12 protein-coding genes and 1 tRNA gene are annotated in these 15,634 nt (G+C 63.1%); 8 read left to right on the plus strand and 5 right to left on the minus strand.

The window, feature by feature from the left end:
• Positions 1–6 precede the first annotated feature (6 nt).
• The 4 genes from Q0248_RS05905 to Q0248_RS05920 all read right to left on the minus strand — a co-directional run bounded on the left by Q0248_RS05905 (position 7) and on the right by Q0248_RS05920 (position 4,392).
• Positions 7–750 carry a polyprenol monophosphomannose synthase gene (locus tag Q0248_RS05905; protein WP_299320692.1) on the minus strand — a complete coding sequence of 248 codons (744 nt, stop codon included), beginning with the start codon at positions 748–750 and terminating at the stop codon, positions 7–9.
• A 200-nt stretch (positions 751–950) separates the two neighbouring features.
• Positions 951–1,556: a ribonuclease HII gene (locus Q0248_RS05910; protein WP_299320694.1), complete on the minus strand. Its 606-nt coding sequence runs from the start codon at positions 1,554–1,556 to the stop codon at positions 951–953.
• A gap of 5 nt (positions 1,557–1,561) precedes the next feature.
• Positions 1,562–2,782: a cysteine desulfurase gene (locus Q0248_RS05915; RefSeq protein ID WP_299320695.1), complete on the minus strand. Its 1,221-nt coding sequence runs from the start codon at positions 2,780–2,782 to the stop codon at positions 1,562–1,564.
• A gap of 566 nt (positions 2,783–3,348) precedes the next feature.
• Entirely contained in the window at positions 3,349–4,392 is a 1,044-nt protein-coding gene (locus tag Q0248_RS05920) for an endonuclease/exonuclease/phosphatase family protein (protein ID WP_299320696.1), read from the minus strand.
• A 161-nt stretch (positions 4,393–4,553) separates the two neighbouring features.
• Here Q0248_RS05920 and Q0248_RS05925 point away from each other — a divergent pair, with 161 nt between their 5' ends.
• The 5 genes from Q0248_RS05925 to folB all read left to right on the plus strand — a co-directional run bounded on the left by Q0248_RS05925 (position 4,554) and on the right by folB (position 11,801).
• Positions 4,554–7,319, plus strand: a complete 2,766-nt coding sequence (locus tag Q0248_RS05925) for a carboxypeptidase regulatory-like domain-containing protein (protein WP_299320697.1) — start codon at positions 4,554–4,556, stop codon at positions 7,317–7,319.
• Between the two features lie 15 nt (positions 7,320–7,334).
• The gene (locus Q0248_RS05930) at positions 7,335–8,153 is read left to right on the plus strand and encodes a DUF5689 domain-containing protein (RefSeq protein WP_299320699.1); all 819 of its coding nucleotides are present in this window, start codon (positions 7,335–7,337) and stop codon (positions 8,151–8,153) included.
• Positions 8,154–8,183: 30 nt separating this feature from the next.
• Positions 8,184–10,088 (plus strand): DUF5689 domain-containing protein, encoded by a 1,905-nt coding sequence (locus tag Q0248_RS05935; RefSeq protein WP_299320700.1) that lies wholly within the window; start codon positions 8,184–8,186, stop codon positions 10,086–10,088.
• 21 nt (positions 10,089–10,109) lie between these two features.
• Positions 10,110–11,306 carry a DNA/RNA non-specific endonuclease gene (locus tag Q0248_RS05940; protein ID WP_299320702.1) on the plus strand — a complete coding sequence of 399 codons (1,197 nt, stop codon included), beginning with the start codon at positions 10,110–10,112 and terminating at the stop codon, positions 11,304–11,306.
• A gap of 126 nt (positions 11,307–11,432) precedes the next feature.
• Positions 11,433–11,801: a dihydroneopterin aldolase gene (folB, locus tag Q0248_RS05945; protein ID WP_299320704.1), complete on the plus strand. Its 369-nt coding sequence runs from the start codon at positions 11,433–11,435 to the stop codon at positions 11,799–11,801.
• A 106-nt stretch (positions 11,802–11,907) separates the two neighbouring features.
• Here the strand turns inward: folB and Q0248_RS05950 are convergent.
• Positions 11,908–11,981 (minus strand) — tRNA-Ile (locus Q0248_RS05950).
• Between the two features lie 488 nt (positions 11,982–12,469).
• Between Q0248_RS05950 and Q0248_RS05955 the strand changes: the two genes are divergently transcribed.
• The 3 genes from Q0248_RS05955 to Q0248_RS05965 are packed head-to-tail and all read left to right on the plus strand — an operon-like array spanning position 12,470 to position 15,583.
• Positions 12,470–13,054: a cob(I)yrinic acid a,c-diamide adenosyltransferase gene (locus tag Q0248_RS05955; protein WP_299320705.1), complete on the plus strand. Its 585-nt coding sequence runs from the start codon at positions 12,470–12,472 to the stop codon at positions 13,052–13,054.
• Positions 13,047–14,540: a cobyric acid synthase gene (locus Q0248_RS05960; RefSeq protein WP_299320706.1), complete on the plus strand. Its 1,494-nt coding sequence runs from the start codon at positions 13,047–13,049 to the stop codon at positions 14,538–14,540. The genes Q0248_RS05955 and Q0248_RS05960 overlap by 8 nt, the downstream gene beginning before the upstream one ends.
• Positions 14,537–15,583: an aminotransferase class I/II-fold pyridoxal phosphate-dependent enzyme gene (locus tag Q0248_RS05965; RefSeq protein WP_299320708.1), complete on the plus strand. Its 1,047-nt coding sequence runs from the start codon at positions 14,537–14,539 to the stop codon at positions 15,581–15,583. Before Q0248_RS05960 ends, Q0248_RS05965 begins: the two co-directional genes overlap by 4 nt.
• The last annotated feature ends 51 nt before the right edge of the window (positions 15,584–15,634 follow it).

Below are 15,634 nucleotides of genomic sequence, written 5' to 3' on the forward strand. Positions count from 1 at the left end.
CGAGGTTCAGCGGCGACGCTGGGGGAAGATACCCCGGCTGTGCCAGTAGCGGAGCTTGACGACGCCGACGAAGGCCTCCTTGAAGATCGAGGTATTCATCTTCGACGTGCCCAGCACGCGGTCCTCGAAGGTAATGGGCACCTCCGTGATCTTATAGCCGAGGCAGTAGGCCGTGTACTTCATCTCGATCTGGAAGGCGTAGCCCTTGAAGTGCACCTCGCCGAGCTCCATCGTCTCCAGCACCTCGCGGCGGTAGCAGACGAAGCCCGCCGTGGGGTCCATGACGGGCATGCCCATGATGAGGCGCACGTAGAGCGAGGCTCCGCGGCTCATCAGGATGCGGTCTAGGGGCCAGTTCTTCACTGCGCCGCCAGGCACGTAGCGCGAGCCGACCGCCACGTCCGCCCCGCGCTCGTGGCAGGCTGTACGTAGCTCCAGCAGCTTGATCGGCGGATGGCTGAAGTCGCAGTCCATCTCGATGATGTAGGCGTAGTCGCGCTCCAGCGCCCAGCGGAAGCCCGCGATATAGGCGGTACCGAGACCTTGCTTGCCCGAGCGCTCCAGCAGATGCAGCGCCTCGGGGTATTCGGCTTGCTTCTCGCGTACGATGGCGGCAGTGCCGTCAGGCGAACCGTCGTCGACGACGAGGAGATGAAAAGCCTGAGGCAGGGCAAAGACCGTATCGATCATCTGCGCTATGTTCTCACGCTCATTGTAGGTGGGTATGATGACTAGACTGTCGCTATGCATATAGATCTTGAGTAGGGGCAGGCACTCGTAGCCCTGCCCTGGGTATCGTTACTTATACAAATATAGCTCTAATCCGCGTGCCACGGAGCCAGGGCCTACGATTGGTAGGACACAGAGGCTCAAGGGGGAAGGGGGAACTAGGGCTAGTCCCTAGGGGCGAGGTGCAGCGGACGAGGTGCTAGCAGTGGAAGAGCCCAAGGCTAGAGCAGGCGGAAGCTGAGGCGATGCACGGGGCTCGGGCCAAGCTCAGCGAGGGCGGCACGATGCTGCGGCGTCGGGTAGCCCTTATGCTCGGCGAAGCCATAGCCAGGGTACAGCTGTGCTAGCTCCAGCATCAGCCGATCGCGCTCCGTCTTCGCGAGGATCGAGGCGGCAGCGATGCTGCGGTAGGTGGCGTCGCCCTTGACGATGCACTCGTGCGGGATCCCAGGATAGGGACGGAAGCGGTTGCCGTCGATGAGCAGCAGCTCGGGGCTCAGCACGAGCTGGTCCACAGCTCGGTGCATAGCCGTGATGGAGGCCTGCAGGATGTTCAGCTGGTCGATCTCCTCGGGGCTGCAGAGACCTATGCCCCAGCTCAGCGCCTCAGCCTCGATGATGGGGCGAAGGAGCTCGCGCTGCGCCTCGGTGAGCTGCTTGGAGTCGTTGAGCAGTGGGTGGGCGAAGCTATCGGGCAGGATCACCGCGGCGGCCACTACGGGCCCAGCCAGGCAGCCCCGCCCCGCCTCATCGCAGCCGCACTCCATGAGCCCCAGCGGGGAGAAGTGCGCGCGGAGCGCCTGGCGCTCCTTGCCTCGGTCAACCATAGCCCTTAGCGGAGCATGGGTACGACCCGATGGAGCGCCTCGAAGAAGCGATCGACCTCCTCACGCGTATTGTAGAGGGCGAAGGAGGCGCGTGCCACGGCCTCATGACCCATACTGCGGAGCAGCGGCTCGGCGCAGTGATGCCCCGTGCGTATGGCGATACCGAGGCGATCCAGCAGCGTGCCGAGGTCGAAGGGATGGATCTGCCCGATGCCGAAGGAGAGGATACCTCCCTTCTCCCGCGCAGTGCCGAGGATGTAGCTGTCGTCGAACTCCGCCCTGAGGCGCTCCGTAGCGTAGTGCAGCAGCTCCTCCTCATGGGCGGCGATCTCGTCCAGCCCGAGGGCCGTGACGAAGTCCAGCGCAGCAGCGAAGGCCGTCGAGCCGACGTAGTCGGGCGTGCCGGCCTCGAACTTGAAGGGCAGCACGTTGTAGGTCGTGCGCTCCCAGCTCACCCGCTCGATCATCTCGCCGCCTCCCATATAGGGCGGCAGCTCATCCAGCAGCTCGGGCCGCCCGTAGAGCGCCCCTATGCCCGTAGGCCCGTAGACCTTGTGCGCACTGAAGGCGTAGAAGTCTGCCCCGAGCGCCGCGACATCCACAGAGGTGTGTGCCACAGCCTGCGCGCCGTCCAGCAGGACCAGCGCCCCAGCCTCGTGGGCTAGGCGTACGCACTCCGCCACGGGATTGACCGTACCGAGGACATTGCTCACATGCGCGAGAGCTACCAGACGCGTGCGCTCGCTGAGCAGGGCGCGGTAGGCCTCCATATCCAGCTCGCCCTCGGGGGTCAGCGGCACGACGCGCAGCTCCGCCCCGCGCCGTGCACACATCAGCTGCCAGGGCACGATATTGGCATGGTGCTCCATCGTCGAGACGAGGATCTCATCGCCGGGCTGGATGTAGCGCTCGCCGACGCAGTAGGCCACGAGGTTGATCGCCTCGGTCGTGCCACGGGTGAAGATCAGGCCCTCAGCGCTGGGCGCACCGACGAAGTCCGCCACGCGACGGCGTGCCGCCTCGTGGTGCTCGGTGGCTATCTGACTGAGGTAGTGCACGCCGCGGTGCACGTTGGCATTGGCCGAGGTATAGGCGCGCTCTATGGCCTCGAGGACGCAGCGCGGCTTCTGCGTCGTGGCGGCATTATCTAGATAGACCAAGGGCTTGCCGTAGACCTCTTGGCTCAGGATGGGAAACTCCTGACGTATCGCTGCTATATCGTACATAAACTTATTCTTTACTTGGGGATCAGCCCCCTAAGGGGCTCGGGCAAAGATAAGGAAAGGAGCTAAAAGCGCTGCGCTGCCCCGCGAAGCGGACGACACTAGGCCCTAGTCCGCGGCTCGACGCCTCCCCACCTTGCCCCCTACGCAGCCTATAAGTTGAAGGAGCGAACGGCTAAGCTCCAGCGAAGTGCGCGCCTAGAAGGGAGCCCTTCTGAGGGGTATCCATCAGCCCCGTGAGGGACGTCCGTCAGACGGCTGAGGGCTATCAGTCACAGCGCTGAGGGATATCCCTCACAAGCGGCCAGCCCAGGCTATCGCCTTGCCCGTCGCCTGCTACGCCCCCAGTGAGGAGCAAGTGTCCCGAGCTCCTCCCCTACTAGCTCAGCCCAATAGCCCCTCAGCCCAAGCTAGCTGAGGAGCGCAGTCGGCGAGGCCGTGGCCAAGCAGCGAAGCAGCTAGGACAAAAGAGACAGCCCCGCCCCGAGGACCGTATGCTGGTCCTCGGAGCGGGGCTGCTTGGCTCTGCGACTAGCCCTCGAATACGGGTACTAGCGGCTGCGCGGTCTTTACTTCACCGTACGCGTCAGATAGATGTAAGTGGGGAAGTGGTCGCTGTAGCCTCCCTGGAAGCGACCCGAGGAGAAGGTGCGGAAGGGGTAGCCCTTGAAGTGACCCGTCTTCTGAATCAGGAAGTCGGCGTCGAAGATATGCCCATAGTCGCCCGTCTTAGCATCCTTCAGTAGGTGTAGACTATCGGCGGGGCTGGTCAGCAGGCCTTGGCTGACGATGATGTTATCGAAGAGGTTCCACACATCACGGTAGGCCAGCGTGCCGCGCCCAGAGAGGTAGTGCTTGGCCAGTGGGTTGAAGAGTTCGCCTGGCTGCAGGCCCTCGGTGCTGTTCTTGCTCCGCAGTCCCTCCACCACGCTAGGGGAGGTAGGGTCGTCGTTGAAGTCACCCATGAGGATGACCTTGGTCTGGGGATTCAGCTGCAGCAGGGAGTCTGTGACCGAGCGCATGACCTTGGCAGCCTGCATACGACGACGCAGCGAGGCCTGCTCGCCCCCGACACGGCTCGGCCAGTGCCCGACGAGGATGCTCACGGGCTCCCCCAAGAGCTTACCTGTCACCTCGAGCACATCACGCGTCTTGATATGCTCCTCGCCCACCAGCGTCACGGGGTGAGGCTCGGCGGAGGTCATCTGGAAGACTGAGCTGCGGTAGAAGAGCGCGCAGTCGATCCCACGCTTATCGGGCGAGTCGAAGTGCACGATCTGGTAGCCCGCATCCCGCAGCTCGGGCTGACGCAGCAGGTCCTCGAGGACGCCCCTATTCTCGATCTCCGCCAGGCCGATGATATCGGGGCCACGCTGCCCGCCGATCTGGCTGATGGCGTAGGCCATGTTGTGGAGCTTCTGCTGATACTTCTCCATGGTCCACTGATTGGAGCCGTCGGGGAGGAAGTCAGCGTCGTTATTCTCCCCGTCAATGGTGTCGAAGAGGTTCTCTAGATTGTAGAAGGCTACCGTCAGACGTATCTGACGCTGAGCCGATAGCGCTGGCGCCAGCAGGAGCAGCGCGAGCAGGAGCGGTGTGAGTTTGCGTACCATGGGGTCTTACTCTTACTTTGATGAATTGCTTGAGAATGCCTACCTTTAAGATGCAAAAGTAATAATTATCGTACGGCGAGGCGCGCAACGAGACTATGCCGCGTACCGCAGCAGCCTCCTCGGAGGCCGTCCGCCGTGCCGCCTTTACCTAGAGCCATCCTATGAACAAAACGATTACTGTCCTCGCCCTAGCCAGCTGTCTCAGCCTAGGGGCTGTAGCGCAGAATAGCAGCAGCGGCGCCCTCGTACGGGACAGCAAGAGCGGGCTATCTGTCCCTGGGGCACGAATCAGCCTCCACGGGCCTACGACACGCCTGATCGTAGTCGACGCACGGGGTCTCTATCAGCTACCCCAGCTCCCCGAGGGACGCTATACCCTGACGGTCACGGCCCCAGGCTACGAGGCCAAGCAGCTCGTCTATATCCACAGCCTGGGCAAGGCACTACCTCTACTGGAGCTGGTACCTCTACCCTCCACGCCCGAGCGCTACGACGAGCTCCTGATAGCTGATGATAGCGACGATGCGGTCAGCGGCAGCGACCGTGTCGCCCTGCTGACCTCCTCGAAGGATCCCTTCCTCTCGGCCTCCAGCTATGTCTTCAGCACGGCGCGCTTCAGAGCCCGCGGCTACGACAGCCCCTACAGCAGCCAGATGCTCAATGGCGTGGAGATGAACGACCTCAATAGCGGCTACTCCGCTTGGTCGCTGTGGGGTGGGCTCAACGATGTCACCCGCCTACAGCAGACCTCGCAGTCCTTCGAGCCCATCGTCTCGGGCATAGGCAGCGTGGGCATCACAAACAACGTGACGATACGCCCCTCTCAGCTCGGGGCGCAGCGCCGCCTCACCTACTCCAATAGCAACCGCACCTATTCCAACCGCTTTGCCTTCACTTGGTCGACAGGGGAGAATAAGCGCGGCTGGTCGCTCCTGGCGAGCGTCGTACGCCGCTCGGGAGACGGACAGTACAGCTATGTACGCGGGCAGTTCTACGACGCGTGGAGCTACTTCCTCGGGATAGAGAAGCGCCTGGACGAGTCGAACCACATCAGCCTGATGGCCCTCGGTGCTCCCACCCGACGCGGGGTAGCCAGCGCTTCCACCCAGGAGGCCTACGATCTGGCAGGATCGAACTTCTACAACCCCAACATTGGCCGCCAGGCAGGAGCATGGCGCAATGCCCGCGTCCGCGACAGCCACGAGCCCATCGTGCAGCTCAGCCATTACTTCAACGACCTGCAGCGTCGCCTGCAGATCTCGACCACGATGAGCTATCGCTTCGGCTACAACAGCTACAGCGCCCTCAACTGGTACAACGCTCCCGACCCACGACCCGACTACTACCGCTACCTCCCCTCCTACTTCACACGCATGGCGACCCCAGGGAGCCAAGACCCCGAGGCCGCCGCACGCTATGCCGAGCTCTGGCACAGCGATCCCAATACACGCTATATCGACTGGGATCGTATGTATGCTATCAATAGGGGGAATATGACGACCGTGCGCAATGCCGCAGGTGAGGCATTGGCCACTGGACGCCGTGCTCTGTACATGGTAGAGGATAGGCACACCGATCAGCGAGAGTTCGCCTGGGCCAGCACGATGGCTTGGCAGCCGCTCAAGCAGCTGGAGCTCAACGGCGGCCTCAGCTACCGACACAACCGCACGGAGAACTTCGCCGTCGTGGGGGATCTCCTCGGGGCGGACTTCGTCTACGACGTGGACAAGTTCGCCGAGCGCGACTTCGGCGGTGACGCCTCCAAGAGCCAGGTCGACCTCAATCACCCCGACCGCATCGTGCAGCGGGGGGATCGCTTCGGGCACGACTACGAGGCGCAGACGAGTCGCTTTGTAGCCTGGGGGCAGGCCACCTATAAGCTGAGCAAGCTGGATGTCTACGGTGCTCTGGGCTATACCCACACGGCGATGCAGCGTGACGGGAAGCAGCGCCGCGGGCTCTTCCCCGACAACTCCTACGGTCTCTCCGACCGTGTGAAGTTCAATGACCTCACGGCCAAGGCAGGAGCAATATACAAGCTCAACGGGCACCACTACCTGCAGGCCAACCTCGCCTACGTGGAGCAGGCACCGACCTTCCGCAACGTCTTCATCTCGCCCCGCACACGCAATAGCTACGTGGAGAACCCCCAGTCCGAGCGTATCCTCAGCGCTGAGGCCAGCTATCAGGTACGCCTGCCCTGGCTGCGCGGACGCCTAACGGGCTTCTACGCGCAGATCGCTGACCACACGCAGGCGATGAACTTCTACGACGACAGCCAGGCCTCCTTCTCCAACTACATCCTCACCGGCATCGACACGCGCCACCTCGGGATGGAGCTCGGGCTCGAGGCTAAGCTCAGTCCCACGCTGACGGCCAATGCCGCCCTCGCCCTCGGCCAGTACCAGTACGCCAGCAACCCCAGCTACGTGCAGACCATCGACAACTCGGAGAAGATCGTAGACCGTGACGTCATCTACTGGAAGGGGCTACAGGTCGGCGGCACGCCACAGACGGCAGCCACCGTAGGGCTCACCTACTATGCCCCCTGGTATGCCAACTTCGGGATCAACGCCAACTACTTCGGGCGCAACTACGTCAGCATGGCTCCCGCGCTGCGTACCGACCGAGCTCGTGCCGCCCTCGACCAGGGCTACATCCACCCCGAGCGCCTACGTGATGGCTTTACCGTCGACCTCTTCGCTAGCTACTCGTGGCGGATCAAGTACGGCACCTTCCTGCGCTTCAACCTCTCGGTGAGCAACGTGCTGAACAACAAGCAGCTCCCCAGCGGGGGCTTCGAGCAGCTGCGCGTCCGCACCCAGCGCGACGAGAGTGGCCAGCAGATCCCCTTCCGCCCCTTCGACCCGAAGCTCAGCTACGTCTATGGGACGACCTTCTTCCTCAACACCACGCTCCAGTTCTAATAGCATCCTACCGACATGACGCTTCATCATCTATATAGCCTACCGCTCATGGGACTGCTCCTCGTGGGGGCTGTGAGCTGCACGAAGTACAACGAGCCCGACCCGCCGAGCTTTGCCACCGAGCGCAGCGCGGACGAGCTCCCACGCCCGACGCACACCATCGCGCAGCTCAAGGAGCTCTACACGCAGGGCGGGCTGACCCTCCAGCGCCCCATCGTCGTCGAGGCCATCGTCGCCTCGGACGATACCGAGGGCAACGTCTACCGCAGCTGCTACATCCAGGACTCCACGGGCGGCATGGAGTTGAAGTTTGCCCTCGGCAACCTCAGCACCATCTATCCACAGGGAGCCCGTGTACGTCTGCTGTGCCAGGACCTACAGCTCGGCGCCTATGGCGGGCAGATAGGCCTCGGCTACCGCAGTACGGACGCGCGCTACGAGACGGCCTTCCTCCCTGAGAAGTTCGTCCAGCAGCATCTCTTCATCGTCGGGCGCAGCGAGCTGCAGCCTCGTACGCTGAGCCTATCCGAGCTCAGCACGAGCTATGCTGGGACACTGGTCCGCATCAAGGACGTACAGTTCGCCGCCTCGGAGCTAGGGCAGACCTACGCCTCCCCCGAGCAGCGCGCTACGCTCGCACAGGTCAATCGTACGCTGACCGACCGCACGGGGGCGCAGCTCGTCGTACGCACCAGTAGCTATGCCCGCTTCGCTGGCAAGCAGCTGCCCAAGGGCTCGGGCTCGGTGACGGGTATCCTGAGCTACTTCCGCACCACACCCCAGCTCATCATCCTCCGCGAGCAGGATGTCCAGCTTACCGACGCTCGCTTCTAGTTCCCAGCCTTCATTCATCACCTCGAACTAATGACTAAGCATAAGTACAGTCGCTGGACGCTCCTCGCCGCAGCCAGCCTTTGCCTTGCCCTTGGGATCTCCTCCTGTAAGGACAACGACGACGCCTACACCAAGCCTGAGTACAGCATCACCGCTCCTAAGGCTCAGGATAAGACCTTCGCCATCCCCGAGGCTGGCGGTACGGCTAGCCTCCAGCTGACGAGCAACCGCTCCTGGAAGGCCGTCACCACCGCCGACTGGATCAACATCAGCCCCAGCGCAGGCGGTGCGGGCAGCGTAGAGATCAAGATCCAGGTGCTGCCCAATACGGGCGCCAACCGCTCCGCTCAGGTCGCCCTACAGCTGGGCGGCAAGTCCGAGCTCTATACCATCACGCAGACGGGCAGCGGCACGAGCAGCGAGACCATCAAGTCCGATGCCGCGGGCCTCGCCGCCTTCATCAAGAAGTACGACACGGGCAGCGAAGTCACCGTGAGCGAGGACGTGAGCCTCAAGGCTGCCCTCGTCTCGGACATCGAGGCCAACAATCTGACCAACAACCGCAACATCGTCCTGCAGGCAGGCACCCAGGGCATCACGGTGCGCCTGGCCAAGCCGGCCAACAAGGCATGGAAGCCTGGTACCGTCTTCGTCGTCAAGGCTAAGGGTGGTAAGGTGCAGCGCTTCAACGGCGGCTCGTTGCAGCTCGACCTCAGCGCCGTCACCGACGCCTCCGCAGTCACTGCCAGCGAGAGCCTCGAGACCGTCGAGCCCGTCAAGCTCAGCCTCTCCGATATCTACTCGGGCAAATATGACAACATCCTCGTAGCCGTAGACGGTGTACAGTTCGCCGCTACAGGCAAGGCGCTGAACCCCAATAAGCCTAGCGGCACACGCGCGCCAGCGAGCTACTACCACCACCTCAGCGACTGCGTCACCGAGCTACCCCAGGCCGTCGACGGGCTATCCGTCGCCATCTCGGGCTATGCTCCCGAGGCGCTGCGCTCGCAGGCGAGCCCCGAAGGCAACGGCCGCGTCGTAGGGATCCTACAGATCAATACGCTCAAGAACCAGACGCCTGCCGAGCAGCCCAAGAAGGCCTACAACCTCTGGCCCCGCAGGGCAGCCGACCTCGCTGGGCTCACGGGCAAGCGCTGCAGCGAGTCGAGCACCCAGCCTAAGCCCACTCCTACGCCCGATCCTGGGCAGGGGACGCAGCAGGCGCTTAGCCTCAAGGACTTCATCGCCAAGTACCCCGCCACCAGCACCAAGCACCAGATCACCGAGGACATCAGCTTCGAGGCCACCCTCATCACGCAGCTCAGCGAGGGCAACAGCACGGCGCTGAACCTCACACTACAGAGTGGCGACCAGGGGATCATCGTACGCCTAGGGAAGGACCTCCCCGCGAGCCTCAAGGCTGGGACGGTATATAAGGTCAAGGCTAAGGGTGCGAGCATCGGCCTCTATAATGGCTCCCTGCAGCTCGAGTTCGCCAAGGACACGGGCGCAGAGGCTGTCCTCGAGGACACAGGCCGCACGCAGCAGATCCGCCCCAAGAAGCTAACCCTCGCCGAAGTCTATGCAGGCTCCTACGACAATATCCTCGTAGAGCTCAGTGGCGTGCAATTCAGCCAGCATGGCAAGGCGCTGAACCCCAATAAGCCCAACAATAAAGGCTCCATCCCCAGCTACTTCGCCACCCGCATCGAGGACTGCGCCACGAGCCTGCCCACTGGCATCAGTGGTCTGAGCCTAGCCATCTCGGGCAAGGCCTCCTTCAAGGGCGAGACGACGAGCGACAAGGCAGGCACTATCGTCGGTATCCTCAGCCGCTCCTTCCGCACGACCAAGACAGGCGAGGTCAAGGAGTTCAACCTCTGGCCTCGTAGCCTCAGCGACATCCGATTCGACGCTCAGCGCTGCACTAAGTAATCAGGAAGCTCTTACTAAGCAATGAAGACGCTACGCCACCTCCTAGGGCTACTCCCCCTCAGCCTCGTGCTGGGGGGCGTACTCGCGGGCTGTACGACCGAGCGCCAGGATAAGCCTCGTGACCGCGCAGCCTCTGCTCCGCAGCTCAGCCTCGCCTCCACGCACCTACGCACCAAGCTCCTAGGGTCGGAGGCCTCCAGCTTCTTCGCCCATCTGCAGAGCCCCGCCGCCTGGCGCCTCGAGCTCCAGCCCGAGAGCGCCCGCAGCTGGGTGAGCCTCTCCCAGACTACGGGCGAGGCCAATCCCAATGGCCTCGGGATCAGTGTCTCCACCCAGAGCAACGCGGGGGCAGAGCGCACGGCCCTGCTCATCGTACGCGCTGCGGGAGAGGCCGACACGCTGCAACTGGTACAGCAGGCCCAGACGACGCAGCCCGGGGGCACGACGGGGATCCACATCCTCGGCGACCCTACCCTGCTGGAGCTCCCCGCGCTGAGCAAGGGCGCGGAGAACTACTTCGTCACCCACTACGCCGAGGGGCGCGTCAACTACTCCCTAGAGTACGACACCCAGCTACGCCACGCGCGCTGGGTCGCCTTCTCCTTCGACGAGCAGAGCTCCCGCAAGGCCGTCAGCCGCAGCGGGGATGACGCCTGGGCCTGGGACCCACGTATCCCAGCCGAGTTCTCAACGGCGCACCTCTTCAGAGGCAGTGGCTACGACCGCGGCCACCTCGTGGCCTCGGAGGACCGAGTGTCCAGCCGTGAGGCTAACCGACAGACCTTCTACTACTCCAATATGAGCCCACAAATAGGCGCAGGCTTCAACCAAAGCTATTGGAGCAAGATCGAGGAGCTGGTACGAGGCTGGGGGCGCAATAGCAAGCTGCGGGATGTGCTCTATGTCGTCAAGGGCGGTACAATACGCCCCGACCAAGTAGAGTCCTACAAGGCCAATAATGTGCTACTCATCCCCAAGTACTACTGGGTAGCGCTGCTCCGCCAGCAGGGCTCGACCTACCACGCCATCGGGCTCTGGGTCGAGCACAAGAAGTACAGCAATAGCCCAGCCTTCCGCAGCCTCGCGATCTCGATCGAGGAGCTGGAGCGGCGTACGGGGCTCAACTTCTTCCACCGCCTACCCGACGGCGTTGAGGCCGAGGTAGAGCGCGAGAGCCCCAGTTCGCCCGCCATCCTCAGCCTCTGGCCTGGCCTCTAGCCTCGCCTAGGCAGCCCCCTATACGAAGAGCATCGCAGGATCCCGAGGAGCCTAGCTCCTAGCCTGCGATGCTCTTCGCTTACTCTCCCCTATCCTTATACCAAGCTACTAAGACCCCATACACGTATGCAAGTCGATCAGATGATCATCGGGCTGGAGCGTATGCGCTTCTACGCCTACCACGGCGTCGCCCCGCAGGAGCGCGAGGTGGGCAACTACTTCACCCTAGAGTGCCGCGTCGAGGCCGAGGTGTCGGCGGCGATGCAGCACGACACCCTCAGCGAGACCATCAGCTACGCCGAGCTCTACGAGGTGATCGCCGAGGAGATGGCCCAGCCCTCACTGCTGCTGGAGTATGTCGTGGGCAGGATCGCCTCGGCACTCTTCGATCGCTTCCCGCGGATCAAGGCTCTCGAGCTCTCGCTACGCAAGGACAATCCCCCCTTCCCTGGGCAGCTGGACTCAGCGAGCTTCTCAATACGTGCACGCCGCTAGGCTACGGCACGACACCACGCCCCAAGGCGGGGCAGGAATATAAAAAGAGCAGGGACGAGCGTCGGCGCGCTCGTCCCTGCTACTATCTGTGTGTCTGTATGGAGCGTGGTCCCACTTGGGCTTGAACCAAGGACTCCCTGATTATGAGTCAGGTGCTCTAACCGACTGAGCTATAGGACCTGAGGAATGGACGCCCCGAGAGGGCCTTCCATTGACTTCGCTGCAAAGATAGCGATATTATCAAGACGCTCAAAATACCCTGGCACTGGGCTAAGGGCAGCCTCCACGACGCTACTGGAGCGCCTTCGGAGCAAATTTAGCTCCCCCTTCTCGCGGGGAAGCAGCAGGATGTTTCCTTAGCTCGCTCCCTACCCCTCCCGCTCTTCCCAACTTCCCGAGGCTAGACCTAGCGCGGGGCGCTGCCTGTAGGGAGAGCTGTGCTGAGGGATATCAGTCAAGGCACTGGGGGCTATCCCTCACGAGGCTGAGGGACGCCCGTCAGGAGGCTGAGGGATATCCATCAGCCCCCCGAGAGCTAGCTCCGCGGACAGTCTTCCTCTAGAGGGACATTCCCCCCAAGCTACCAAGGGGCTCTAAGGCAAGGCGCGTGGGGGGAAAGCCGTACCTTTGTACCAGCAACGCTTTACCTAACTTAAACCTTGCCCTTCATGGCACGAATAGTAACCAAAACTGGCGACCAAGGTACGACAGGTATCTTCGGTGGCGAACGCATCCCTAAGGATAATATACGTATCGAGGCTAATGGCACCCTCGACGAACTCAATGCCCACCTCGGGCTCATACGCTCCTACCTCGCCCTCGAGGATCCCCGTCACAGCTTCATCGGCCAGGTGCAGATGCAGATCATGCAGGCCATGAGCCTCGTGGCCACCCGCAGCGAGCGCCGAGCCGAGAACCCCAATAACTTCGACCTCGCTTGGCTGAGCGCCCTCGAGGAGGAGACTGCCCGCCTGATGAGCGAGCTCAGTGAGAACGGCTTCTTCATCCTCCCAGGCGGCACACCCCTCTCAGCTCAGATGCAGCTGGCGCGTACCGTAGCACGCCGCGCAGAGCGTCGCCTCTGGACGCTCGACCGTGAGGACCCGCTGCCCGAGGGGCTCATCCCCTGGGTCAATCGCATGAGTGACTGGCTCTTCGTCCTCGCCAAGTGGGAGATGCAGCAGCAGAACTGGCCCGAGGAGCGCTGGCAGGCCTTCAGCTACAAGCGTAAGAAGAAGCCCGCCCATGACTGAGCAGCGCCCCCTAGCCCCCCTAATGCTCGTCGGCACGGGGAGCGACGTCGGCAAGAGCGTGCTGGCGGCAGGCTTCTGCCGTATCTTCCTCCAGGATGGCTATCACCCCGCTCCCTTCAAGGCGCAGAACATGGCCCTCAACTCCTACGTCACCCCCGAGGGGCTGGAGCTGGGGCGGGCGCAGGCCGTGCAGGCTGAGGCTGCGGGCATCCCCTGCCATACGGATATGAACCCCCTGCTGCTCAAGCCCAGCTCCGACAAGACCTCCCAGGTCGTCCTCCACGGCCGCCCCATAGGGAACAAGGATGCCTACCAGTACTTCCGCACCGTAGGGCGTGGACACCTCCGACAAGAGGTCTGCGCTGCCTATGACCGCCTAGCCGCACGCTACAATCCTATAGTCCTCGAGGGCGCTGGGAGCATCTCCGAGCTCAACCTCCGCGACTCGGATCTGGTGAATATGCCTATGGCGCAGCACGCTGGGGCGCGGACGATCCTCGTGGCCGACATCGACCGCGGGGGGGTCTTCGCCTCGGTCTATGGCTCAGTGATGCTGCAGCGGCCCGAGCACCGAGCACTGCTGTCGGGGGTGATCATCAATAAGTTCCGCGGCGACATCCGCCTCTTCGAGGAGGGGCGTCGCCTGATCGAGGAGCTCTGCGGGCTGCCCGTCCTCGGGATCGTCCCCTACCTGACGGACGTCCATATCGAGGAGGAGGACTCCGTAGCCCTCTCCAAGCGCGCCCTACAGGCCCAGCAGGGCAAGGTCAATATCGCCGTCGTCCTGCTGCGCTACATCTCGAACTATACCGACTTCGCCCGTCTAGAGCAGGACGAGCGCGTGCACCTCTTCTACACCAATAATGTAGAGGAGCTGCAGGAGGCCGACATCATCATCGTCCCGGGGAGCAAGAGTACGCTGGCCGACCTCTACGAGCTGCGTCGCAACGGTGTGGCGCAGGCCATCATCCGCACCCACCGCGCAGGCAAGACCATCCTCGGCATCTGCGGCGGCTACCAGATCCTTGGGCTGGAGGTCTCCGACCCCGAGGGCGTGGAGGGCGACATCGTGCGACTCCCTGGGCTGGGACTGCTGCCGATACGTACCGAGATGGCGGGGGACAAGGTCACGACCCAGGCGCACTTCACCCTCATCGGGGACGAGACGCCTTGCACGGGCTACGAGATCCACATGGGACGCACCACACGCGAGCCCGAGGCCGAGGCTCAGCCCTTGGTGCGCATGGCCGACGGCCGCGAGGAGGGCTGCATGACTAGCCAGCACTGCATGGGCACCTACCTCCACGGCATCCTAGATAATGCCGTCTTCATCGAGCGCCTGCTCGCCCCCTTCGCCGAGCGTATCGCCACGGGCGCTCAGCCCCTTGACTACGAGGCCTTCAAGCAGGAGCAGTACGATCGACTGGCCGCTCACCTGCGCCAGCACGTAGACCTCGAGCGTATCTACCAAATACTCGGACGATGACAGACGGACACGGTGACGACCTCTACCGCTACACGGGGATCAAGGCTAATTTCAGCTCCAATGTCACCAGCCTCACCGACCCGACGCCCCTGAGGCGCTATCTAGCTGAGCATATCGACTGCATCGGCAGCTACCCCGAGCCTAGGGCACAGAGCCTAGGCAAGGCCTTGGCCGACCATCATAGCCTCACCGAGGGCGAGCTGCTGGTCACCAGCGGAGCAACCGAGGCCATCTATCTCGTAGCTCAGGCGCATCGTGGGGCACGTGCTTACCTTCCCCCCAGCCCGACCTTCAGCGAGTATGCCGATGCCTCCCAGCTCTACGGGCTGGAGCTGGAGCGCCTCGAGACGCTGGAGCCCCCTCAGAAGGCCAGCGGCATCTACTGGCTCTGCAACCCGAATAACCCCACGGGCGAGGTCTATCCGCTCGAACGGCTCGAGCAGCTCTTCGCCGCCCACCCCACGCTGCTCTTCGTCCTCGACAGCTCCTACAGCTACTTCACCGAGGCCGAGCTCCCCGAGCCGCAGGTCATCCTCGCCCGCTATCCTAACGTGCTCTTCATCGCCTCGCTGACCAAGCGCTTCGCCATGCCTGGCCTACGACTCGGCTACCTGATGGGACAGACGGAGGAGATCGCCGCTCTGGCGCGCTACCGCCAGCCCTGGGGCGTTGGGGCTATGGCGCTCCAGGCGGGGCAGTGGATCGTCGGCGAAGGCTTCCCCGAGCTGCTCGACCGCAGCACCCTGTGGGCAGAGACTGCACGGCTACGCTCCGCCCTCGCTGCCCTCCCAGGCCTGCGCGTTGGGGAGACGGCCACCCACTTCTTCCTCCTCGAGCTGGAGCTCTGGGACGAAGGGCGCCTCCTCTCAGCCACAGAGCTCAAGGAGCACCTCGCCCTAGAGTACGGACTGTTAGTCCGGGACTGCACCAACTTCGGCTACCAGCGCCCGACGCTGCGTATCGCCACGCAGCGCCCCGAGCAGAGCGAGCTCCTCATCGCTGCCCTCAGCGAGCTGAGCACCCGCTACGCCTTAGCCCGCTGAGGCGCTTCGGGGAGGACGTTCTTAGCATTTTCCCTATCTTTATAAGTGCAT

Origin of the sequence: uncultured Porphyromonas sp., from assembly GCF_938046015.1 — a bacterium.
Taxonomy (GTDB): Bacteria; Bacteroidota; Bacteroidia; order Bacteroidales; family Porphyromonadaceae; genus Porphyromonas.

Coding starts and splice junctions, on each gene's coding strand:
- Q0248_RS05905 (WP_299320692.1), bottom strand. CDS start 750: ATGCATAGCGACAGTCTAGTCATCATACCCACCTACAATGAGCGTGAG.
- Q0248_RS05910 (WP_299320694.1), bottom strand. CDS start 1,556: ATGGTTGACCGAGGCAAGGAGCGCCAGGCGCTCCGCGCGCACTTCTCC.
- Q0248_RS05915 (WP_299320695.1), bottom strand. CDS start 2,782: ATGTACGATATAGCAGCGATACGTCAGGAGTTTCCCATCCTGAGCCAA.
- Q0248_RS05920 (WP_299320696.1), bottom strand. CDS start 4,392: ATGGTACGCAAACTCACACCGCTCCTGCTCGCGCTGCTCCTGCTGGCG.
- Q0248_RS05925 (WP_299320697.1), top strand. CDS start 4,554: ATGAACAAAACGATTACTGTCCTCGCCCTAGCCAGCTGTCTCAGCCTA.
- Q0248_RS05930 (WP_299320699.1), top strand. CDS start 7,335: ATGACGCTTCATCATCTATATAGCCTACCGCTCATGGGACTGCTCCTC.
- Q0248_RS05935 (WP_299320700.1), top strand. CDS start 8,184: ATGACTAAGCATAAGTACAGTCGCTGGACGCTCCTCGCCGCAGCCAGC.
- Q0248_RS05940 (WP_299320702.1), top strand. CDS start 10,110: ATGAAGACGCTACGCCACCTCCTAGGGCTACTCCCCCTCAGCCTCGTG.
- folB (WP_299320704.1), top strand. CDS start 11,433: ATGCAAGTCGATCAGATGATCATCGGGCTGGAGCGTATGCGCTTCTAC.
- Q0248_RS05955 (WP_299320705.1), top strand. CDS start 12,470: ATGGCACGAATAGTAACCAAAACTGGCGACCAAGGTACGACAGGTATC.
- Q0248_RS05960 (WP_299320706.1), top strand. CDS start 13,047: ATGACTGAGCAGCGCCCCCTAGCCCCCCTAATGCTCGTCGGCACGGGG.
- Q0248_RS05965 (WP_299320708.1), top strand. CDS start 14,537: ATGACAGACGGACACGGTGACGACCTCTACCGCTACACGGGGATCAAG.